This window comes from Chryseobacterium hagamense (assembly GCF_007991455.1).
GTDB classification, from domain to species: Bacteria; Bacteroidota; Bacteroidia; order Flavobacteriales; family Weeksellaceae; genus Chryseobacterium; species Chryseobacterium hagamense.
In genome coordinates this window covers 1-21,281 of the sequence record NZ_BJYJ01000044.1, presented here as the reverse complement: position 1 = coordinate 21,281, position 21,281 = coordinate 1, and the positions used below count along the sequence as shown (strand labels likewise).

Sequence of the window (21,281 nt, the reverse complement as noted above, 5' to 3'; positions counted from 1 at the left end):
TTTCACACTCTGGCTATCCATAATCCCCAGACCGGCAGCTGCATTCTGGCCCTTTTTAATCCTGACTTTCTCCCTGAGTTTAGATAATAAAAGATCAAAAACTTCCAGTTCCGACCACTTTGAATAGTAATAATAAACCAGTTGCCATTTAGGGAAGTCCAAGGGTAACATCCGCCACTGGCAGCCTGTCTTTACAAGATAGCTGATTGCATTCCAGATGACATGCAGATCATGTTTCCGTTTTCTGTCATCAAATTCTAATGTTTTTTTTATAAATTGCCACTGGGTTTGGGTTAAATCAGTTGAATACATTGACGTTTTGTTTTGCAACCTTAAAATGGCAATTTTTTTCCAATTTTTAGCCCTTACTCTTTTTTTATTTTAATTTTTAAACAGGCTCTAAGAATTGGTAGCACTTTTATAATATTAGAGTTTAATTAATAATAATCAAATTGCATCTCTTTATCGGGATGCTTTTGTTGTTAAATAATATAGTATTTAATTCCGTTTGGCTTGAAAAGCATGGTAAGCTCATTCAGCTTTGGGGTGAATTTAATCCAAAAGTTCTTTAATGGAAGAAGGAGAAATTACCTCCAGAGATTTAACAGAAGAAGAGCTTTTACAGATTAAAATAGAAGATACGATAATAAAGTAATAGGTGAAAAATTAGATAATGAAGGGATAGTTGTTTCAGATAGTTTTGCAAAAGACTTTATGGAAGGGAAATCCAGCAAGACTCTTGATGATTTAAAAAATATGGATGCAGAAGACATTTGTAAATTATCTGGAAATGTTGAAGGAACTAAAGAATTAAGAAGAGGAATAGGAGGTTTGCAACCAAAGAATTTTCAGGCTCACCATGTTATCCCAAGAGAATTAGAGAAAACCTTCAGTAAGTTTTTCAGTGATATTGGGTTTAATATTGAAAACGGAAAAATAAACGGAATTATGGTTCCTCCAAGTGATGAAGTATTAAGAGTTGCCAAATTAGACGTTGATATCCCTATCGGAAATGAGTTTGATAATTATGCGAGACATTTAGGAAGTCACCCTAATTATACTGATAGGATAAGGCTGAAGATAGAGAAAATTGAATTAGACTTTAGGATGGGAAGGATCAATGATCAACAAGCTTTAGTAAAAATTATTGAGGTAACTGATAAAGCAAAAGCTGCAATAAAAATAGGTAAAGGAAAAGTAGTAAATGATATAATATTTTAACTATGAAAGTATACAGAATTAGATTGAATGTAGATAAAGGTTTCGCTTATTTAGAATCCGAGGGATTTGATTTTGAGATAAGACGACAAATTTATATGGGAGAAAAAATTAATACTATCAGTAATGAAAAATTTATTGTAAAAACTAAAAAAGGAGAGTATCCAGATTTTATGGGAAGCAGTTCAATCCCATTTATTAGTGATAAGTTTAAAAAAGTAATTGAAAACCATTCCGAAATAAATAATATTAATTTCTTACCGACTAAAATTGAAAAAGAAAATTACTGGCTTTTAAATATTATTGGTTACTTAGATTGCTTTGATAAGGAAAAATCAACATTTTCAACTTTTAATAATGGAGAACCTGATGAAATACACAATATAGTATTTTTGGAGGAGAATATACCATCAGTTTCAATTTTTAAAATTAAAGAATCTCCAATAAATATTTTTATTACTGATGAATTCAAAAAAGTCATTGAAGAAAATCATATTTCAGGAGTTTCGTTTTTAGAAAATACGGATTTAACTTTTGGTTAATTAAATAATTTCTAATTATAAGATTTAAATACAATATTATCAAATAGTTCAACAAAGCATCTCATTCTATTGGGATGCTTTTATTTTTGAACACAGATCAGCTAAAATTTTAACTAAATTCGGGTTCAAGAAAATTTGGCTTGAAAAGCATGGCAGGTTTATAGAGCTTTGAGGGGAATTTAACTCTAAAGTGCTGTTGATGAGAGAAGATGCAGAGGGAAATAAATCACCTTAACTTGATGCGGATGGAAACCCGATGTATCGAGAGCTCAATAGTGCTGATTATGAAATTTAGAAAGAGATAAGCAGACTTAATAAATCCTAATAATTGTAAAAAGGCCACCCTAAACCGGGCAGCCCCTATCCTATTATTCCACCTCTGCATCTAAAGATCGGCAGAAATCAAAAATTATTTATTTTCTTTCAGCTTATTAAACCATTCCGCATAAGCGTCTATGGCTGATTTCAGGAACTTTTTGTTGTCTTCGCTTTTAATTTTTCCGTCATCATCAAACCATTCGGCGACGTTGGCGATGTAGACTTCCGGCTGCTGCATGGTGGGGAGGTTGAGAAAAACAAAGCACTGTCTCAGGTGGTGGTTGGCCCCGAAGGCGGAAAGGTTTCCGGGCGAACTGCTGAAAACGGCTGCCGGCTTATTGTTCCATACACTTTCTCCAGCAGGTCTTGATCCTACGTCTACTGCATTTTTAAGGACACCCGGGATCGAACGGTTGTATTCCGGGGTGATAAAAATGAAACCTTCGATGTCTTTCAGCTTGGTCCTGAAATCGGTGTACGACTCCGGTACTTCATTGAAATCGTCGAAATCCTGATTGTAAATAGGGAGGTTGTCGATGGAAAGAATTTCAAATTCAAATCCTTCCGGTTGCAGATCAACGACAGCCTGGGCCAGTTTTTTGGAGAATGAAGCCTTACGCAGGCTTCCGGCAATAATTCCGATTCGGTTGCTCATAATGGGTATATTTTTATCCTTACCCTTTCAAGAACCAAGCCATACAAATCCCGCTAAATTAATTTTATACGGCTACAATAGGATAACTTCAGTGCAAAAGCGCTGAACTGATTTTCAGAAACAATAAGAATTTAAAAGGATGTATAGAGATTCATTTGTAAGATGACAGATGACGGCATATTCAAAAGGGTCAGCCGTGATTCTGACGAAAAACTTCCGGCATCCTGCCTCCCTCTCCCAGCCTATTGCCACTACACTTCATCTTCCCAGATCACATGCACGATTTTCCAGATGCCGTGTTCTTTCATCAGATGAAACATTTTATGGCCCGATGCCTCAAAATACTTTCCGTTCAGCAGACCTTTTTTATAATATTTCGAGTAACGCTGGGCAATGGTTCCCACGATTCTGGTTTCTTCCCCGGTTTCCCGTTCGCTGAATTCCGTCAAGGTCCCGTCGGTCAGGATCTTTTTCCGGGGACTGATAAACGATTCCAGATCATAAACCTCTGCATCGTCCGCTGATTTTTTAATGATATTTGCCGATGGTAAACAGATTTCACTGATCATTTCAAATTCCGGCTGACGAAAGGCGTTGGAAAAGATATTGTAGAAATCATGAATGCACTTTCCAATCCGGAGAAGATCCTGATCCAGCGAATACTGCAGGAGCATCCTGCCGTCCACTTCGATTTCCCTGTCGCAGCTGAACTTCAGCCTTTCCAACAGATTAACGGAACGTATATTCTCCCGGGTAGTAACGGCGAGGATCTTAGCCTGCTGCAAAACTTCAGGTGCGGAATACAGTACCGCCTGTACCGCTTCAAAAGCATAACCCTGACCGGTACCATCAGGCAGAAAAGCAAAACCGATATCCGGATAGTCCAGGTAATCCCTTATGATCCAGGTGATGATCCCGATCGGCTTCTTCCCTTCTCTGAGGCCAACTTTCCAATAGCTGATCTGAGGATTTTCATTAATTTTCAGGATATAGGCCCTTGCATCATCTTCCGTCCGGATGTTCCGGTCCCCGATAAACTGCAGCCAGCCGGGGGCATTCAGAAGTTCAAGAATGAAGGAATCATCATTGCCGGTTAATGGGCTTAATTCAAGCCTGTTGCTGAATATATTCATACGGATCCTGTTTTAATAATGAAATAACGGATTTTTTTTATGGTTAAAGATAGGCATTCATCATCCATACAAAGCCGGCCGGAATAATAATTAAAGTAAACTTGAAGAAAAACCGGAGTTACCAGGCTGGAAGAGGGATGCCGGATGCCGGAAGTCTTTAAGAACTTACAGCCTGCTAAAAGTGATAAAGAAAAATTACATCGCCCGTGTAAGCCGGCCTGAGCTGGTCCTGAATCAGAAGCTTGGCTTCTACAACGACCTTCACGGTACCTTTCAGATCGTTTACGGATTTGATCCTGGCCTGCAGGCAGACTTTGTCGTTTACCTTTACCGGAACGCCGAACCTGAAGTTTTCGATCCCGTAATTGATTTCCATTTTCACATTCCGTACCTCGGCAATCTGTTTCCAAAGATAAGGGATCAGCGAAAGCGTCAGGTAACCGTGCGCTATTGTCGACTGGTAAGGACCTTCCTCTTCTGCTCTTTTTTCGTCTACATGAATCCACTGATGATCCAGGGTAGCATCCGCAAAACGGTTGATCTGCTGCTGATCGATGGTATGCCAGGACGAGGTTCCGGCCAGCGTGCCCTCCAGCTTTTTGTACTCTTCGAAATTATTGATAATTACCATTTTATTTTTTAACGAATTTATCATTATTATTAAACATGACCATCATTTTTATTGCCGCGATCATAAAAAAAGCCTCCCGCATAAAGCGGGAGGCCGGTGAACATAACAAAATAATAAGCAATTGCTTACTTCTTATTTTTCCCTGACAATAAAGTTTGGTCAACTGAAATTATATGAATTAATATGAGGTCTGGCTCATATTGATGGGAATGTTATGTATGTCTTCAGCAAAACCGGGTTATGCCGGTTTTACATTGATGGCACTTAAGCCTCTTTCGCCTTTCTGTATATCGAAAACCACCTGATCGTTTTCTCTGATCGAATGGGTATTCAGTCCTGAAGAATGTACAAAGATGTCTTTGCTTCCGTCTGCCGGAGCAATAAATCCGAAGCCTTTTGCTTCGTTAAAAAATTTTACGGTGCCTTGTTGCATAGTAATGATTGTTAAAATTAAATATAGGTTGATCTCTACACTTTAGAGATTACTTTTTATAGTTGTGGCAGGTCCGTTTTCAGGAAACGTACCGCCGGTCTTCTTCTTCATGATGATCATAAACTGCCGCGTCCTCCAGTGGTTTTCTGAGAACAGTTTCTGCAAATTTCCCGGTCTTATCGGTCATCATCGAGGAAAAGAACAGCGTCTGCCTTTTATTCGGGATCAGTTTAAGGATGTTTTTCACTTCATCTGCATTTCCTGTTTCCAGCATCCGGTCGGCTTTATCCAGCACCAGGATCTCGATTTTAGAAAGATCAACGGATTGTTGTAAGGCCAGTTCCAGCAGCCTTTCCGGGGTGGCCACGAGAAGGTCTACCCTTTTCCTTAATGCGGAAAGCTGTCCGCCGGCTGAAAAACCGTCGAAAATGGAGAGTTGTGAGAGCGGAAGGTATTTGCTGTAGATCTTCAGTTTGTTTTCAACCTGCATCACCACTTCCTTATCCGGACAAAGGATTAAAACCCTTATTTTCGAATGTTCCCGGGTGTTTTTCTGCAGCAGCTGAAGAATCGGCATCACAAAGGCCGCTGTTTTCCCGGAGCCTGCCTCAGAACAGGCAATGACATCACGGCCTTCCAGGATATGCGGTACCGTAAAGCACTGTAATCCGTTAGGTCTTGAGTAGCCTGCTTCCGTAACGGCACGGATGATGGGATTGATTAAATGTAAGTTTTTAAAACTGATCATGATCGTCCGGTTGCCCGGCATTTGGTACCAGATCCGTTTCCGGAATCTGAATTGTATGGTGATAAACCGGATACTTTATCCGTTACCCTTTTACTTTGCTTAACTTTTCAAAAGTCTGTCTTGTTTAACAATAAAAACTCCTGAATGCCTGCAATGAAGTAGCATCTCTCAAACGAAGGGGGATTTTAAAACACCTTCATCATTGAGGTCAGATTAATAATCGGGCAGCTGAAAAAGCAAAACTGAGTGATCAAAATGTAATTTAAATTAAATCAGTACAGCGAAGGCAGGAACCTGTTTTATGAATACCCGACAAATGTACATAAAAAAAACCGGAAAGCATCAAATATAATTCACTGATTTTCAAAATTTTATTCGTAGCTTACGCACACAAACCAAATGGTCTGCATCCTGCGGATTATTTCAAAATTCAATTGTATGCCAACGTATGCTACCGCTCCGCGCACCCGGCCTCAACCGGCAGAAATCTCTTCTTCCCGGCAGGTCCGGATTGCTTATTTCATCATGGTCCATCACAAACCCAATGTTTTTAAAGCCATGTTTGAGAAAATCTATACCCGCGACCAGTTTTATCTGATCCACATCGACCGGAAAGCCGGGGCCAAATTTACGGAAGAAATCCAGCTCTACCTCCTGCAGTTTCCCAATGCCTATCTTCTGGAAAGCATGAATATCGTTCCCGGCGGCTTCAGCGTGATCCAGGCCGAACTCAATGCCATGGAATACCTGTTGAACGTAAGCCGGGAATGGGATTATTTCATCAATCTAAGCGGTGAGGATTATCCGCTCCGGTCCCAGAGCATCATCCGGCAGTTTCTGACGGCCAATAAGGGGAGAAACTATCTTTTCTATTACGACCAGAAATTTTACAGGCCCGATACCATGCAGCGGATCCACAATCATTTTACCGAGCTTACCCATAAGATTTCATCCATGATTTACAAAAGGGAATTTATGGAAGGCGTCACCCCGTACATCGGTGAAAAATGGTTCATGCTGACCAGGGAAACCTGTACCTTCCTCACCAATAACAAGAGGGTCATGGATTTTGAAGATTATTACCTGCATACGCTCCTGCCGGCTGAATCCTTTTTCCAGACCGTCCTGATGAATACGGAATTTAAGGACATTATTGTAAACGACGACAAAAGGGCAAATATTGAAAGAAGCTGTTTCAGAAGCAGCTCGCATGCCGGCAATTTTATTCAGTCCCTGGACACCGGCAATTACCTTTTCATCAGAAAAGTGAACGGCAAGACCGATACCGGCATCCTGCAGTACATCAGCGAACATTATAACCTGCCGCTACCGGAGATCGATGAGGTAGAACGCGAACTGAAAAGAGACAACCAAGACAATAACTGATGGTTGCCTCATTCTGAAGATCAATTTAAATTCAGCATTGAAACTATCCAAATTAAAAACTGAACTAAATCGATAATGCTGCACTTATTTGTGAATCCACTTATCAATCAAAAGGGAAAGCCACTTTTACAATAAAAAATCCGGACAGAAACCGGCACCATCTGCAAAATCGGTGTGAACCTTTTCACGCAAAAATTATTCTTATAATAAACAATTTCAAAATCATAGCGAAACAATCCATAGAAGTGTAATCTGTGTAGAATAATGAAAGTTATTGAAAGAGCATGCCGGAGGTATGCCATCTTATTAATTTCCAGCCTGAAGCCTTGACAGGTCAGCACCGCTTAAAAAGATAGAACTCCTCCGGAGTTCTGTTCTAATCCTGATCACCATAAGCCACACAGATAGTGCTCCGCTGGAGCAAATTACCGTTTGAATAAATTACGATTTTAAATTTGATAACAACCTAAACATCCGCTTCATCAAATCAACCTGCTAATCCCTCTTTGCTCCCTTATCTTATCCGTCAATAAATAAAACTTTGCGTTAAAAAAACCGGCGTTATTTATAAAATCTGCGTGAGCCTTTTCATACAAAATGTACTTTATGAAATAATCACGACGAAAGTCGTCTGTATATTCCAAAGCCCAGTCAAAAAAAACCGGCGCCACCCGTAAAATCGGTTTGCGCCTTTCTGTAAAATTTTACTTGCCCCGTCCTAAAAGAAATACCACATTTTATACTGATGATAACCCATTTCTGCCATCTGTCTTATGACGGCAGTCATGAATATTCCTTTTGTTTTAGCATTAGCTTTAATTCATGCTAATCTAAATACTTTATGCAAAATATTTTATGTTTCAGTCATTTGCGGTGGAATTTCGTATTTCAGCGCCCTCAACATTTATTGACCAGGTTTGCCAAAAACGACAACGTTTTTTACTTTGAAGAACCCCATACCGGTCCCGATTCCTATGAAATCATCAGACAGGACGGCATTTCCGTTGTGGTCATCCATATCGAAAACCATCATGACGATTATAAAGGGCGGATGGCCCGCATCATTGATCAGTTCCTGAAAGGCCAGCAGATCCAGGATTACCTTTGTTGGTATTATACCCCGATGGCCCTGGAATATACGGCCCATCTGAAGCCTAAAGTAACCGTTTATGACTCGATGGACGAGCTGTCGGCATTCCGTTTTGCGCCTCCGCAGCTGCTGGAGCTGGAGGAAGCACTTTTCAAAAAAGCCGACGTGGTATTCACCGGCGGCCATACCCTGTATCAGGCTAAAAAAGACCGCCACCACAACATCCATCCTTTTCCGAGCAGCATCGATAAAGATCATTTCCAGAAAGCACGGAAGAAGACGGCCGACTGCCCCGACCAAAACCATATTCCCCATCCGAGATTCGGCTTTTTCGGGGTGATTGATGAGCGGTTTGACATTGAACTCCTGAGAGAAGTTTCTTTCCGGAAACCCGACTGGCATTTCGTGATCATCGGGCCGGTGGTAAAGATTGATCCTGCAGAATTGCCCAAAGCGGATAACATCCATTACCTGGGACCCAAAAAATATGATGAGCTTCCCCAATACATCAGCCACTGGGATATGGCAATGGTCTTATTTGCCATCAATGAATCTACGGAATTCATCAGCCCCACCAAAACCCCGGAATACCTTTCGGCAGGGCTGCCGGTGATTTCCACCCCGATCAAGGATGTGATAAGGCCTTACGGTGAAGAAAACCTGGTTTATATTGCAGACAATGCCGATACCTTTATCGCTTTCGGAGAACAGGAACTCCGGAAAGAATCCCGTAAAGAATGGCTGACGAAAGTGGATGAATTCCTGGCAGACGATTCCTGGGACAATACTTTTGCCAAAATGAGCCTCCTTATTGAAAACGTTAAAAAAAGCAATGGAATTTATGTATGATTACCTGATTACCGGCTGCGGATTTGCCGGATCCGTACTCGCCGAACGACTGGCCGGCCAGGGGAAAAAAGTCCTTATCGTGGATAAACGCGATCACATCGGCGGCAATGCCTACGACTATTATAACGAAGACGGGATACTGATCCATCAGTACGGCCCTCATATTTTCCATACCAATTCCGAGGAGGTTTTCCGGTACCTATCAAAATTTACCGACTGGAGGCCGTATGAGCACCGGGTACTGGGCAGTGTGGACGGGCAGCTGGTACCGATCCCCATCAATCTGACGACCATCAACAAGCTGTACGGTAAAAACCTGACCTCCGATGAGGTTGTGGATTTCCTGGCCTCAAAAGCGGAAGCCCGGAAACCGGTCCTTACTTCGGAAGATGTGGTTATCAATGCCGTCGGAAAAGAACTTTACGAAAAGTTTTTCCGGGGCTACACCCGCAAACAGTGGGACCTTGATCCTTCGGAACTCGATGCCTCAGTAACGGCAAGGGTACCGACCCGTACCAACAGCGACGACCGGTATTTTACCGATACGTTTCAGGCCATGCCCAAAAACGGCTACACCGAAATGTTCAGGAAGATGCTCTCCCATCCGAACATCCACATCATGCTGAATACCAATTTCAGGAATATCGTGGATCTGATCCCGCACAGGAAGCTGATCTACACCGGACCGATTGACGGTTATTTTGATTTCCAGTTCGGGAAACTGCCCTACCGCTCCATCGATTTCCGGTTTGAGACCCTGGATCAGGACCAATACCAGGATACCGGAACGGTAAATTACCCGACTTCCAACCTGTATACCAGAATTACGGAATTCAAACACCTGACGGGCCAGGTTCATCACAAAACCGCTATCGTTTACGAATATCCGACCGGTGAAGGCGATCCTTACTACCCCATCCCCAGAAAAGAAAACCAGGAAATCTACAACCGGTACAAAAAGCTGGCGGAAGAGACGCCGGATGTTTATTTCACCGGCCGCCTCGGAACTTACAAATATTACAATATGGATCAGGTAGTGGCGCAGTCGTTGGCATTATTCCGTAAAATAACCAAAGAAAGCGAGCATGAACTACAGATCCAGTCCGTTTGATCCCGTAAATCCGTTCCGTAGTTTCCTGATGGCGGGTTTTGAATGTGCAGACCACCAGAATGCCTTCGGGGAAAGGGTTGACCTCATTGACCTGACGGGGCATGACCGGATGATCGGCGACGATTATCGGAACCTGCGCGAGATCGAAATCTCAACCGTGCGGGAAGGCATCCGGTGGAGCTTTGTAGAAAAAAGACCGTATGAGTACGACTGGAGCCAGACAGAGGAAATCATTACCCATGCACAGGCACATGGAATCCAGGTGGTCTGGGACATCTGCCATTTCGGGTTTCCGGATGACCTAACCCCGCTGCACCCCATGTTTGCCCGGCGTTTTGCCCATCTATGCCGTGCCTTTGTAAAAAAATACCGGACCATGGTTCCGGATGGTGATCTGGTTATCACCCCGATCAATGAAGTAAGCTTCCTGTCCTGGCTGGGCGGTGAAGTGAAAGGCACCAGCCCGTATACCCAACGGCAGGGATGGGAAGTGAAATATATGCTGATGAAAGCCTATATCGAAGGTATTGAAATGATGAAGGACGAAGACCCAACGGTACAGATCATGCCTACCGAACCGCTGATTCACATCTCGGCTGACGATCTTTCCGATCCGGTATTGGTGCTCGAAGCGAATAAAAAACATCAGGAGCAGTTTCAGGTACTCGATATGCTGACCGGTAAAATATGCCCCGAACTCAGGGGAAAACCGGAATACCTGGATATCATCGGTCTGAATTTTTACTTTAACAATCAGTGGACGATCCATGACCACCGGTTTATCCCGTGGAACGCGGATCCGCCGAATCCTCTGTGGAAAAACCTCAGTGCGCTTGTCAGTGAAGTTTATCTGAGGTACGGAAGGCCAATTGTGATCTCGGAAACCAGCATTCACGGAGAACACCGGTATGCCTGGCTGAAAATGATCGGTGAAGAATGCATGACGATCATCAAAAACGGGATTCCGCTGTACGGATGCTGCATCTACCCGATTCTCGACCGTCCCGACTGGGATTTTCCCGATCACTGGCATCACAGCGGGCTGTGGGACATCCCGGATCCGGAAAACCTGCAACGGGAAGTCCATTACGAAAGCCTGATGGCCCTTAATGAATTCCGCCATGCATTATCCCATGGATTATCTCCGGAAGAAATTCCGATGGCTACTGATTTTCTGGCATAGCTGATCCGTCGTTTAACAGAAAATTCCAAATACAAAACTCCGGAACTTTTGCTCCGGAGTTTACTTTTTTATAACTGTAAGGTAATTGGATCTTCAAAGTGTTTTGCTATATCATCAGGAGGACTTCATCCTTCGGCATCCCTCCTACAGCCTGTTCACCCGGATTTAATTTTACTTTACATTAATTATTTTTCAGCTGCAGTTCAGCTATTTGCCCAACTGGCCTGCTTCAGCCGTTTCAAGATAGGCACGGATGCTTTCTTCAGGGAAAAGCTCCAGGACCTTATTTACATCAATAATTTTATGTTTATTGATGATGCTTTCGATGGACTTGGCGGCATCAGGCTGGTTAATCAGCCTTTCAAGGAGTCCGTAGGTATTCACCATCTTCTTGTGTGTATTTTCTTCATCCCCGCCGAACCAGGAACCGTTGAAATGATGGCTCACGTAATTTTTCTGAAGGTCCTGTGAGAAATAAACCGACGGATAAAGGGTAACGTCATGCTTAAGTTTCTGAATGGTATCGCTGTAACGGTCTGCTCCGTATTCTTTTTCCAGCATTTCGGAAAAAATATCGGTATTGATGCGTTCTTCAAAACCGGGCTGGGCTTCGTAATATGCTACGAAATCCGCTGCAAGCTTATGCTTCGGTTCAGCCATCCAGAAGGCAGAATAAGGAACCCCTTTCACTTCAAAACCGCAAATGGCCTTTTCACTGAGGAATTCGTCCAGCGGAAGCTTCAGTTCCATATCGGTATCCATATAAATACCGCCGTGTTCATACATCACTTTAGACCGTACATAATCTGATACGAAAGCCCATTTTTTCTGGGCAAATGCTTCTTTTACATACTTATTGTCTTCAAGGGGCGCATTGCTCTCGTTCCATTCTACCAGTTCATAATCCGGGTGGATTTTTTTCCATGAAGCGATGCAGTGTTCGGCCAGTTCATTTTTTGCATGGCCTCCGAACCAGCAGTAATGTATTTTCTTAGGAATCATATATTATTTTTTTAAGTGATTTTGTATTGCCGGCATTTTGCCGTCCTTAAGGGGTTACAAAAATTAAACCTTAGTGCGCCGCAGGAGAATATTTAGATACCATATCTTTAATTTTTATTAAAAATTCACGACAACTCATTTCTGAGTAAGTGTTTAAAAGGAATCTTTTCAAACTCTCTATAAACCATAAAGCCAAAAAAAATCAACCAATAAGCCTACAGGAAAATTTTCCACAAGCCGAAGGTTCGGCGAAGCCAAAAGTCACAACAGCTTTTAACACATGAGACACATAAGATCTAAGATGGGTACTTTGAAAACATTTCAGATCATATAAAAAATCGAAGATTTTTATGTTGACGTGCACCTGGTGGCTGAGACTCTCGAAGCCACGCTTTTTAACCACAAAAATTTCAAAAGACATTGATGCTGCTTAAAAAAGTGAATACTTTACGCTGGAAAAAAAGCACACAGAAGTTTTTAACAAACTTTGATTTTTACAGTTTCTTGGTTGTAAGGAACAACTATCCGTCGGCTGAGCGGAGCCGAATCCCCGTTATGCAGATCCGTGCCGTCCTTTGGAAACTTTACCAACGCCTTGCGAAAGTTATTCAGGAGTTTCAGGTTGACACAACGCTGAAATCCCTTTAAATTTTATTCTGTTTAAAGAAACGGCTATTTTAGTTCAAACCAAACTGCATCTGTGAACTGTCAGGATGAGATTTTCGAAGCCCCGCATCGTTCTACCCATCTGATTCCCATTAATAAAACCTATTTTCCCGTTCTGGTACGTTTATTTCTTTCACATCTGACAGTATACAAGCTTTGATCATCAAATACAATTATGGAACAGCAATTCGATTCCCGGTACCAGCCGGAACAGTATGTAGAAATTATCCTCCCGGAATGGGCCAAAAATGCAACGGTTTATGAACTCAATATCCGCCAGTTTTCGGAGGAAGGTTCTTTCAGAGCCGTTGAGCGGGAACTCCCCAGACTGAAAGCCATGGGAATCGATATCATCTGGCTGATGCCGGTGCATCCGATCGGAAAACTTCACCGGAAAGGAACCCTGGGAAGCTATTATTCGGTAAAGGATTACTTCGGCGTAAATCCCGAATTCGGAACCGAAGAAGATTTCCGGAACCTGGTAAAGGCGATCCATGATGCGGGAATGTATGTGATCATCGACTGGGTAGCCAACCATACCAGCTGGGACAATGCCTTGGTTAACGATCATCCCGAATGGTACCGCAAATCAAGGAAAGATACCTTCCAGTCGACCCGGTGGAGGGATTATGACGACATCATCGAACTGGACTACAGCCATCCCGGATTACGTCAATACATGACGGAAGCCCTGAAATTCTGGATCCGCGAGTATGATCTCGATGGCTACCGGTGCGACATTGCGGGTTTTGTCCCGATTGATTTCTGGGAAAATGCCCGCGGGGAGCTGGACGCCATCAAACCGGTCTTTATGCTGGCCGAAGCAGAGGACCGCGAACTTCACCGGAAGGCATTTGATGCCACCTACAACTGGACCTTATGGAATATCCTGCATCAGCTGGCCCTGAATGAAAGGAGCGTGAAAACCCTTACCGAAGCTTATATTGCCGAACACGTTTCCATTTTCCCGAAAGCCGGGATCCGGCTGAACTTTATCGACAACCATGATAAAAATTCGTGGGAAGGCGACCAGTACAGCAACTTCGGGGCGGCTCTGAATACGGCCACCGTCTTTACGGTAATGATGGATGGGATGCCTTTGGTTTACAGCGGGCAGGAATCCGGCCTGGACCGTTCCCTGGAATTCTTCGAAAAAGATCCTATTGAATGGGAATCGTATCAGAACCAGAAACTCTACACCAAGCTTTTTACCCTGAAGCACAAAAACAAAGCTTTATGGAACGGTAATTACGGCGGGGAAATGGTAAGGATTGTCAATGATAAGATGGATGAGGTCATCTCTTTTGTGCGTGAGAAAGACGGCGATAAAGTGCTTACCTTCATGAACCTCAGCCACAAATCCGTTACCGTACAATTCGACACTTCTTTCGATACGGGAATGTATACGGAACTTTTTACGGAAAAGGAACACAAGGTTCCGGAAACGGTGATCCTGACGATGGATCCGTGGGAATACCTGATCCTGCACCGTGAAGCGCAAATTTAAAAGTACTGTTATGTCAGCAAATCGTAATATAAATCCAACCACCTAAATATCTTAATCGATGAATACACTCAGCCAGAATATTTTAAAAGGAATTGCCGTAGGCCTCATGGCCTCTTTTATCAAATCGCTTGCAGAACCCCCGTTGCAGAAACTGGGGGAGAAAGTTTTTCCGCCGGAACCTTACGAGTTAAAACTCCGCGGTGCCGACGTCACCGGACATCCCCAGAATATGCCGCCTGCCCTCCTGGCAAAAAAAGTATACGCCGATACGACACAGGAGAAACTTTCGGAAGAAGATACTTTAAGGGCCATGAAAGGGATCCACTATGTGTTGGGTGCGGTGATCGGAGTAAGTTATGTATTGCTGGTAAGCAGAAACAGACGTTTCAGTATGGGCGAAGGGGTTGTTGCGGGAGCGGCCGTCTGGGCATTTACCCACGGTTCCACCGTTCCGATGCTGGGCCTGCAGGCAAAAGTAACCGATATGCCCGCTTCATGGTGGGTCTGGGAATTCGGTTCCCATATTGTCTTCGGGGTAGGAATGGAACAGAGCCGGAAGGTACTCAACAAAGTTTTCTGACCCATTATCTGTAATGGATCCGTTGTAAAAATCAAACGGTTATCCCAAAGCAGGTTGGAGGCCAAACAGGTAACATCGAGGCTGATCCGATTTATCTTTATGGAAACGGATAACTGCCCCCTAGCCCGGATAGAAACGGTTACCCCACAGCGGGTTCGGGAGCCGGGCGTGGAAGGGGTTTGGCGCTGGAGCGCGTTAGAGAGCTTCGGCGCGAGGAGTAAGAGTGGATAGCCGGATCAGGCTCCTGAAAACCGTCCCGCCAATACAAGAGAAAAAATTCCATCCGGTGACGGAACTTTTATAGTGCAGGTTAATATTCCTTATTAATTTAGCGCGGATTCCTCATCATCAGGCAGCATAAACCAGAATGTACTTCCTTCTCCCTCCTTACTTTCGGCCCCGATTTTTCCGCCGTGGCGCTCAATGATATCTGCACTGATGTACAGTCCCAGTCCGAGTCCGGAAACCTGGATACCTCTTGGATCTACCCGGTAATACCGTTCAAAGAGATGAGGCAGCTTATCCGCCGGAATGCCCGGTCCGGTGTCCCTCACCGAAACCCTGACGGCCTGATCCTGATGTTCGATTTTCAGGAAGATCTGCCTGCTCTGCGGTGCGTATTTGATGGCATTGTTGATGAAATTCGTTACCACCTGCTGGATCCGGTTTTCATCTGCTGTGATGTCCAGGTTCGTTTCCCCTTCCACCACCAGCTCATGGGTTCCCAGCTGCAGCACATGGGAGCAGCATTCGTCTACCATATCCGCCAGATTAAATTTCTTTTTGTTTAAAATCACCTTGCCTTCGTTGATGCGGGTTACATTCAGCAGCTCTTCCACCAGTTCGGAGATCTTATCCATACTTCTGTTGGACTGTTCAATCAGCCGCGGCATCAGAGCGGTAGGGTTGGTCTTCATCCGGTCCAGCAGCTGCAGGGAGGCTTTCAGCCCGGTAAGCGGGGTCTTGAGCTCATGGCTGGCAATGGAAATAAAATCGTCCTTCTGCTGCTGGATTTGCTTTAAAGCCGTGATATCCATCACCGTACCCAACAGCTTCTTCGCTTTCCCGTCGCTGTCGTAATGGATGTTGCCCTGCAACCGGACCCATTTCACAGACTGGTCTGCCGCCAGAACCCGCGCTTCGTAAAAAAGCTTTCCGGTTTTCCGGGCCGTGGCGTGGGCCTGCTCGCTGAGGTGGGCATCCAGGGGATGAAAGGCAGCCAGTACCTGTGCTCTTGAAACGGGGCTGGTAACTCCGAAAATCTCATTAAAACGTTTGGAGCCGATGACGAACTGGCTTTCGTAGCTCAGCTCATAAGTCCCGATTTCCGCTGCCTCGATGGCCAGGCGGTTCCGTTCTTCGATATCCTCAATCTGCTTTCTGGCCTTTACTTTATCGGTCACATCATTGCCGACGACCATAATAGAGGTTACCTGCCCTTTCAGGTCGGTCACCGGTTCGTAAACAAAATCGATAAACATGGTTTCGTCCTTGCCGTTCCGGTTCAGGATGAGTTCATGCTCTCTTCCGTGAAAAGCGGTGCCGGTTGTAATCACCTGGTGCATCACCGGGGCGTATACTTCCGCCGCTTCTGCCACCCCTTCCCAGATCAGACGCTTTTCCAGTTGTTCCCGGGATTTGCCCACGAGTTCCAGATAACCGTTATTGACTTCCGTTACCACCAGATCCTCGGCCCGGATGACGCAGATGGCCACCGGTGCCTGCCGGATGAGGTTCCGGAACCGCGCTTCACTAAGCAGCAGTTCGTCATTGGACTCTGCCAGTTCTTCATTGGTTGCGGCCAGTTCCTCGTTAAGTGCCGCCAGCTCCTCATTGGAAACGGCTAATTCTTCGTTCACATCCTGCAGCTGCTGTTCCCCCAGTTTTATGGAGGTAATGTCTACGCAGGAGCTGATGTATCCGGCGAATCCGCCATCGGAAAGAAATCTCGGGGTGCCTTTTTTCAGCAGCCAGTGGTAAGATCCGTCGGATCCCATCAGGCGCATTTCGGCACTGTAGGAAATTCTCCGGGCAAATGCCTGTTGGTGGGTGTCTATGAAGTGCTGCCTGTCGTTAGGATGAATCAGATCATACCATCCGGTATCGATCAGCTCATCAAAAGTACGTCCGCTGAGCTGCGACCAGGCTTTGTTGAAGTACATCAGAGTACCGTTTTCGTCGCGTACGGAGATCAGTACGTCGGTATTATCCGCCATCGACCTGAATCGTGCCTCACTTTCAACCAGCGCCTTGACGCGGTCTTCCACCAGATGTTCCAGCTGAACGTTCATCCGGGAAAGTTCTTCCCGGCTGCTATGGAGTTCTTCATTGGTAGCGCTTAATTCTTCATTAACGACGGCCAGCTGCTCATTCAGCGATTGCTCGCGGATCAGGAGCTGTTTGTTCAGGCTGGCTTCCTCCAGCTCGCGCCTGTTCAGGTAACGTTCCGTGACGTCGGTAGCGGTATGCAGCACGGCAATAACACGGCCATCTTCATCTTTAACGGCGCGGTATTCAAAATCGAAATAGTAGGTATCCAGTTTGCCGTCTACCCGTATTTCTGCAGGGGTATCGCTTCCTGAAATGGTGATGCCTTCCCGCCACACGCGGGCAAACATTTCAACGAACGGCTGACCGGCAAGTTCGGGCATGGCTTCTTCCAGCCCTTTCCCGATCACTTCGGGTCCGCGGCCCCAGATCGCCAGCATGGCCTGATTGGCAAATTCAATCCGGGCATCTTCTCCAACATGCACGGCCGTGGCCGTATTGACAAAAGAGAATATGCCGACTAACTGTTCAGAATTTAAGGGTGGTACCGGATCCTTCATTTTAGCTTTTCAATTTCAGTTTACGAAAATACGAAAATAGGCAATATATCACACTTTTCCCGTCCTGAAAGTATACCATAAAAGTAGAAATAATCTTAGAAAAGCGCCTAAATGAGAGATCTTTCTGGAAGATCCGGAAAATACAAGACAAACCGGGAAGTTTTATCATGACCAAAGGCAAGTTTAAAATTTAAGTCAGAAGATCCCCCGTCCTTTCTTTTCATGCCCTGAATGAGAACAAACTTCATTTTAACAGGATGATTCCAGTGAATTGAGCGACTCCCTTGGTTTTCCCCGGGCTAAAAGACTTTAATTTTTTAATGTTAAAAATAAAGGTTCCATTTAAACAGGCCCTAGGTATTGAAACGAAAAATGCGGGAATTACGTCTGATAAAGACTGATGATCCGTGCGATCATTAAAACAATTGACCTTATTTTTCGACTAAAGGAACTTCGAGTGCCCGGCTTCCCTTTTCCGGTTTATTGCCTCATTTTTACTTCGGGTTCACGTTAAATAATCATGTCTGATTGCCCGGTTCAACGGACCGGAAAATTACCGGGCAACAACGGGCAAAGTAAACCAGAAGGTACTCCCCTGGCCTTCCGTGCTTTCTACGCCAATGGCCCCGTGATGCCTTTCGATGATTTCCCTGCAGATGTAAAGGCCGATGCCGAATCCTTTTTTATTCTTCATGCCTTCGCTTTCCACACGGTAAAAACGGTCGAAGACAAAAGGCTGGTCTTTTTCGGGAATTCCCATCCCTTCATCGGTAACCTGAACCCGTGCTTCTCCTTTCCTGGTGACACACGACACCTGTATGGTACTGCCTTCCGGCGAATATTTTACGGCGTTGTTGATGAAATTCACAAGCACCTGTTCGATCTTGTCCTTGTCAGCCTCTACCGGGGTAAAATCAACCGGCGCAAAGACCACTTTGTGGGAAGTAATGGTGGCCAGCGATTCGTCTTCAGCAATCCGGACGAGGTCGGCCATATCGAATGCCGACCGGTTGAGCTGTATCTTACCTTCGCCAAGGCGGGCCATGTCCAGGAAACCGTTGATCAGCGCTTCCATTCTTTTGATCTGCCGGCTTAGTTTTCCCGCAGCGTCAGACACCATGGCGTCATTGTTCTTCTGTGCCCTTTTGGCAAGAAGATAAGTATAGCCTCCGATGGCCGTCAGCGGATTTCTCAGTTCATGGCTTACCATCCCGATAAAATCGCTGCGGCGCTGTTCATCCAGCTTGCGTTCGGTAATATCGGACATGGTTCCGGAAAAATGGACCACCTGAGGATTCTCTATTTTTGTATAAAGATGGCCGGTAGCGCATACCCAGCGCAGCTTTTTATCATGATACCCGATGATAGGATATTCCAGCTCGTAGGGTTCTCCTTTAGCGGCCGATGCTTCTACCGCATCAGTAACCTCCTGCCGATGGGATTCGGGAATCCGGGCCATCGCAGCTTCATACGTCATTTCTTCGTCAGGATAAAAGCCGAACAGTTCTTTCAGTCTTGGAGAAGGAAAAAATTCCCTCGTTACGGCATCCATATGCCAGGTTCCCAGATTGGCGGAAGCAATGGCCATCTGCAGCCTTTCTTCCCGGTCTTTCAGCTGCTGCTGCAGGAGGTATCTTTCCGTAATGTCGGAAAAGCTTCCGATGGCCCCGGTAACTTTTCCTTCTTTGTCTGTAACAGGGGCGGCATTTAGGCAGAGGTACATCCCGTTGCCCTTATGGTCACTTGCCATGAATTCATAATTGGATACGGGAGCGCCGCTCAGAAGGGCAACGGCCAGAGGATGTTCTTCTGCGGGAAGGGGTGAACCGTCAAGACGGCGGTTGTTCCATTCCGGTTTGCCGACAGTCAGGGCATGCAGGCCTGTTTCTTCGGATTTGAAAATTTCGCGGCTGCGTTTGTTGGTGTAGATGATGTTTTCTTTCTCATCCATAATGGCGATTCCCTCCCCTACGGTATCCAGGATGGTCTGTAGCCACTCTTTGCCTTCCGAAAGTTCGGCATTCGCTTTTTTTAATTTTTCCTCGGTTTCCTGAAGATGGCGGTTGGCCTGTCCAAGCTTTTCATTGGTTTCCAGCAGTTCGATATTCCTGCGCCGGAGCGATAACTTATCGGTTACCTGCCGGGCGAGGGTGCGGAGGGCTTTCTGCTGGATCTCGCTCAGGATGCCGGGTTTCTGGTCGATAACGCATAATGAACCGAGGGCATATCCGTTTTCATCCACCAGCGGCATGCCGGCATAAAACCGGATATCGGGATTACCCGTGACCAGCGGATTGTCTGAAAACCGCGGATCAAGCATGGCATCTTCCACCTGCATCAGGACTTCCGGCTGCTTGATGGCATGGGAACAGAAGGAGTAACACCGGTCGGTCTGCCGGGCTTCCATCCCGTGGTGCGACTTAAACCACTGCCGGTTCACGTCCACCAGGCTGATCAGCGCGATGGGCGTATTGCAGATGGCGGCAGCAAGCTCCGTCAGGTCATCAAAATCCTTCTCTGCTGCAGTATCCAGAACATGATAGGAATGAAGGGCAGCCAGTCTTTGCTGTTCTTCCGAAGGATTTGTTTCAGGCATAATTGATATTTTGAATAATAATTTCCACTTTAAGGATTATGACAAAGGTATAAAACATAAGTTTTATGCGCAGGATCATATCGCCTTAGTACAACAGAGAGTATGCCAATCCGGTTTCTCATCGTGTTTTCCTTTCATTCCGGGAAACAGAACGGAACAATAAGCCCAGGATTTTCATTATACGGGAAAAAACCGGAGATCAGGCTCACGGGATCCCGGACAGAATTACTTGGGCTTGTTTACATCATAGTTGTGGATATCCATTTTGTTTTCATCGGCATCCCTTCTTTTTTCAAGCTGCTGAACATTTTTATTCAGGTCGCTCTGGCTGCCTTCCAGATAATTTTTATCGGCAAACTGGGTATTGGTGATTTTATGCTTTTGGGAGCCGCATGAAACGGATACGGTCAACACCAGCAGCATCATTGAAATGTAAAACAGAGGTCGCATACTTTTTTTTATAAACATACTGCTTTAATATTGAAAAAATGGTCCGGGACGTAAAATCCATCACAATTTTTTTAAAACGCCTTCGCTTCTTTAATTCCTGTACCGTAAAATCCGGGGAGTTGTGCAGATGAGGGGTGGCTTCGAGAACCTCAGCCACCGGACAGCCGTTCCTTACCATTATCGAAATATAAAATCTTTGATTTTTAAAAAACTTCTGTGTACTTTTCAAGCAATATAGCATTTAACTTTTTAAGCAGCATCAATGTCTTTTGAGACTTTTGTGGTTAAAAAGCATGGCTTCCAGGACCTCAGCCACCGGAAAGTCGTTCTTTACCATCATCAGACTGTAAAAATC

Annotated in this window: 18 protein-coding genes; 8 read left to right on the top strand and 10 right to left on the bottom strand. The window is 44.9% G+C overall.

Annotation, left to right across the window (positions count from 1 at the left end; all coding sequences use genetic code 11):
• Window positions 1-312, bottom strand: a 312-nt coding sequence (locus tag CHA01nite_RS19285; protein ID WP_146944440.1) for a transposase, incomplete at its 3' end; no start/stop codon positions are given.
• A 402-nt stretch (window positions 313-714) separates the two neighbouring features.
• Here CHA01nite_RS19285 and CHA01nite_RS19280 point away from each other — a divergent pair.
• Together CHA01nite_RS19280 and CHA01nite_RS19275 are read left to right on the top strand one after the other, a co-directional pair.
• Entirely contained in the window at window positions 715-1,221 is a 507-nt protein-coding gene (locus tag CHA01nite_RS19280) for an AHH domain-containing protein (RefSeq protein WP_146944438.1), read from the top strand.
• Between the two features lie 2 nt (window positions 1,222-1,223).
• A complete protein-coding gene (locus CHA01nite_RS19275; RefSeq protein ID WP_146944436.1) occupies window positions 1,224-1,760 on the top strand; it encodes an imm11 family protein in 537 nt (178 codons plus the stop codon).
• Between the two features lie 409 nt (window positions 1,761-2,169).
• On the opposite strand, the gene CHA01nite_RS19270 is transcribed toward CHA01nite_RS19275, so the two are convergent.
• The 5 genes from CHA01nite_RS19270 to CHA01nite_RS19250 form a co-directional block, all read right to left on the bottom strand.
• Window positions 2,170-2,733 carry an NADPH-dependent FMN reductase gene (locus CHA01nite_RS19270; protein WP_146944434.1) on the bottom strand — a complete coding sequence of 188 codons (564 nt, stop codon included), beginning with the start codon at window positions 2,731-2,733 and terminating at the stop codon, window positions 2,170-2,172.
• A gap of 251 nt (window positions 2,734-2,984) precedes the next feature.
• On the bottom strand, window positions 2,985-3,866 hold the full coding sequence (locus tag CHA01nite_RS19265) for a GNAT family N-acetyltransferase (RefSeq protein ID WP_146944432.1): 882 nt from the start codon (window positions 3,864-3,866) through the stop codon (window positions 2,985-2,987).
• A gap of 175 nt (window positions 3,867-4,041) precedes the next feature.
• Window positions 4,042-4,521: a MaoC family dehydratase gene (locus tag CHA01nite_RS19260; RefSeq protein ID WP_307726003.1), complete on the bottom strand. Its 480-nt coding sequence runs from the start codon at window positions 4,519-4,521 to the stop codon at window positions 4,042-4,044.
• 214 nt (window positions 4,522-4,735) lie between these two features.
• Complete coding sequence (locus CHA01nite_RS19255; RefSeq protein WP_146944430.1) at window positions 4,736-4,930, bottom strand: cold-shock protein; 195 nt, start codon at window positions 4,928-4,930, stop codon at window positions 4,736-4,738.
• Window positions 4,931-5,009: 79 nt separating this feature from the next.
• Window positions 5,010-5,678, bottom strand: coding sequence for a DEAD/DEAH box helicase (locus CHA01nite_RS19250; RefSeq protein ID WP_146944428.1), 669 nt, complete (start codon window positions 5,676-5,678; stop codon window positions 5,010-5,012).
• A gap of 438 nt (window positions 5,679-6,116) precedes the next feature.
• Here CHA01nite_RS19250 and CHA01nite_RS19245 point away from each other — a divergent pair, with 438 nt between their 5' ends.
• The 4 genes from CHA01nite_RS19245 (at window position 6,117) to CHA01nite_RS19230 (ending at window position 11,297) form a co-directional block, all read left to right on the top strand.
• Window positions 6,117-7,064, top strand: a complete 948-nt coding sequence (locus CHA01nite_RS19245) for a beta-1,6-N-acetylglucosaminyltransferase (RefSeq protein ID WP_146944426.1) — start codon at window positions 6,117-6,119, stop codon at window positions 7,062-7,064.
• A gap of 841 nt (window positions 7,065-7,905) precedes the next feature.
• Window positions 7,906-9,003, top strand: coding sequence for a glycosyltransferase family 1 protein (locus tag CHA01nite_RS19240; RefSeq protein ID WP_146944424.1), 1,098 nt, complete (start codon window positions 7,906-7,908; stop codon window positions 9,001-9,003).
• Window positions 8,987-10,114, top strand: coding sequence for a UDP-galactopyranose mutase (glf, locus tag CHA01nite_RS19235; protein WP_228458469.1), 1,128 nt, complete (start codon window positions 8,987-8,989; stop codon window positions 10,112-10,114). Before CHA01nite_RS19240 ends, glf begins: the two co-directional genes overlap by 17 nt.
• Entirely contained in the window at window positions 10,089-11,297 is a 1,209-nt protein-coding gene (locus CHA01nite_RS19230; protein WP_146944422.1) for an amine oxidase, read from the top strand. The genes glf and CHA01nite_RS19230 overlap by 26 nt, the downstream gene beginning before the upstream one ends.
• A 207-nt stretch (window positions 11,298-11,504) precedes the next feature.
• On the opposite strand, the gene CHA01nite_RS19225 is transcribed toward CHA01nite_RS19230, so the two are convergent.
• Window positions 11,505-12,299: a glycosyltransferase family 32 protein gene (locus tag CHA01nite_RS19225; protein WP_146944420.1), complete on the bottom strand. Its 795-nt coding sequence runs from the start codon at window positions 12,297-12,299 to the stop codon at window positions 11,505-11,507.
• A gap of 841 nt (window positions 12,300-13,140) precedes the next feature.
• On the opposite strand from CHA01nite_RS19225, the gene CHA01nite_RS19220 reads away from it, so the two are divergent.
• Both CHA01nite_RS19220 and CHA01nite_RS19215 read left to right on the top strand, forming a co-directional pair.
• Window positions 13,141-14,472 carry an alpha-amylase family glycosyl hydrolase gene (locus tag CHA01nite_RS19220; protein WP_146944418.1) on the top strand — a complete coding sequence of 444 codons (1,332 nt, stop codon included), beginning with the start codon at window positions 13,141-13,143 and terminating at the stop codon, window positions 14,470-14,472.
• Between the two features lie 58 nt (window positions 14,473-14,530).
• Window positions 14,531-15,052 carry a DUF1440 domain-containing protein gene (locus tag CHA01nite_RS19215; protein WP_146944416.1) on the top strand — a complete coding sequence of 174 codons (522 nt, stop codon included), beginning with the start codon at window positions 14,531-14,533 and terminating at the stop codon, window positions 15,050-15,052.
• 323 nt (window positions 15,053-15,375) lie between these two features.
• On the opposite strand, the gene CHA01nite_RS19210 is transcribed toward CHA01nite_RS19215, so the two are convergent.
• From CHA01nite_RS19210 to CHA01nite_RS19200, 3 genes are all read right to left on the bottom strand, one after another.
• Complete coding sequence (locus tag CHA01nite_RS19210; protein WP_146944414.1) at window positions 15,376-17,880, bottom strand: PAS domain S-box protein; 2,505 nt, start codon at window positions 17,878-17,880, stop codon at window positions 15,376-15,378.
• A 553-nt stretch (window positions 17,881-18,433) separates the two neighbouring features.
• On the bottom strand, window positions 18,434-20,476 hold the full coding sequence (locus tag CHA01nite_RS19205) for an ATP-binding protein (RefSeq protein ID WP_146944412.1): 2,043 nt from the start codon (window positions 20,474-20,476) through the stop codon (window positions 18,434-18,436).
• Window positions 20,477-20,701: 225 nt separating this feature from the next.
• Window positions 20,702-20,926: a hypothetical protein gene (locus tag CHA01nite_RS19200; protein WP_146944410.1), complete on the bottom strand. Its 225-nt coding sequence runs from the start codon at window positions 20,924-20,926 to the stop codon at window positions 20,702-20,704.
• Window positions 20,927-21,281: the final 355 nt, after the last annotated feature.

Excerpts from the sequence above, each read along its gene's own strand:
- CHA01nite_RS19260 (WP_307726003.1), bottom strand. The coding sequence starts at position 4,521 with ATGATAAATTCGTTAAAAAATAAAATGGTAATTATCAATAATTTCGAA.
- CHA01nite_RS19205 (WP_146944412.1), bottom strand. The coding sequence starts at position 20,476 with ATGCCTGAAACAAATCCTTCGGAAGAACAGCAAAGACTGGCTGCCCTT.
- CHA01nite_RS19220 (WP_146944418.1), top strand. The coding sequence starts at position 13,141 with ATGGAACAGCAATTCGATTCCCGGTACCAGCCGGAACAGTATGTAGAA.
- CHA01nite_RS19215 (WP_146944416.1), top strand. The coding sequence starts at position 14,531 with ATGAATACACTCAGCCAGAATATTTTAAAAGGAATTGCCGTAGGCCTC.
- CHA01nite_RS19280 (WP_146944438.1), top strand. The coding sequence starts at position 715 with ATGGAAGGGAAATCCAGCAAGACTCTTGATGATTTAAAAAATATGGAT.
- CHA01nite_RS19250 (WP_146944428.1), bottom strand. The coding sequence starts at position 5,678 with ATGATCAGTTTTAAAAACTTACATTTAATCAATCCCATCATCCGTGCC.
- CHA01nite_RS19245 (WP_146944426.1), top strand. The coding sequence starts at position 6,117 with ATGCCAACGTATGCTACCGCTCCGCGCACCCGGCCTCAACCGGCAGAA.
- CHA01nite_RS19200 (WP_146944410.1), bottom strand. The coding sequence starts at position 20,926 with ATGCGACCTCTGTTTTACATTTCAATGATGCTGCTGGTGTTGACCGTA.
- CHA01nite_RS19210 (WP_146944414.1), bottom strand. The coding sequence starts at position 17,880 with ATGAAGGATCCGGTACCACCCTTAAATTCTGAACAGTTAGTCGGCATA.
- CHA01nite_RS19240 (WP_146944424.1), top strand. The coding sequence starts at position 7,906 with ATGCAAAATATTTTATGTTTCAGTCATTTGCGGTGGAATTTCGTATTT.
- CHA01nite_RS19265 (WP_146944432.1), bottom strand. The coding sequence starts at position 3,866 with ATGAATATATTCAGCAACAGGCTTGAATTAAGCCCATTAACCGGCAAT.
- CHA01nite_RS19230 (WP_146944422.1), top strand. The coding sequence starts at position 10,089 with ATGAACTACAGATCCAGTCCGTTTGATCCCGTAAATCCGTTCCGTAGT.
- CHA01nite_RS19275 (WP_146944436.1), top strand. The coding sequence starts at position 1,224 with ATGAAAGTATACAGAATTAGATTGAATGTAGATAAAGGTTTCGCTTAT.
- CHA01nite_RS19270 (WP_146944434.1), bottom strand. The coding sequence starts at position 2,733 with ATGAGCAACCGAATCGGAATTATTGCCGGAAGCCTGCGTAAGGCTTCA.
- CHA01nite_RS19225 (WP_146944420.1), bottom strand. The coding sequence starts at position 12,299 with ATGATTCCTAAGAAAATACATTACTGCTGGTTCGGAGGCCATGCAAAA.
- CHA01nite_RS19255 (WP_146944430.1), bottom strand. The coding sequence starts at position 4,930 with ATGCAACAAGGCACCGTAAAATTTTTTAACGAAGCAAAAGGCTTCGGA.
- glf (WP_228458469.1), top strand. The coding sequence starts at position 8,987 with ATGGAATTTATGTATGATTACCTGATTACCGGCTGCGGATTTGCCGGA.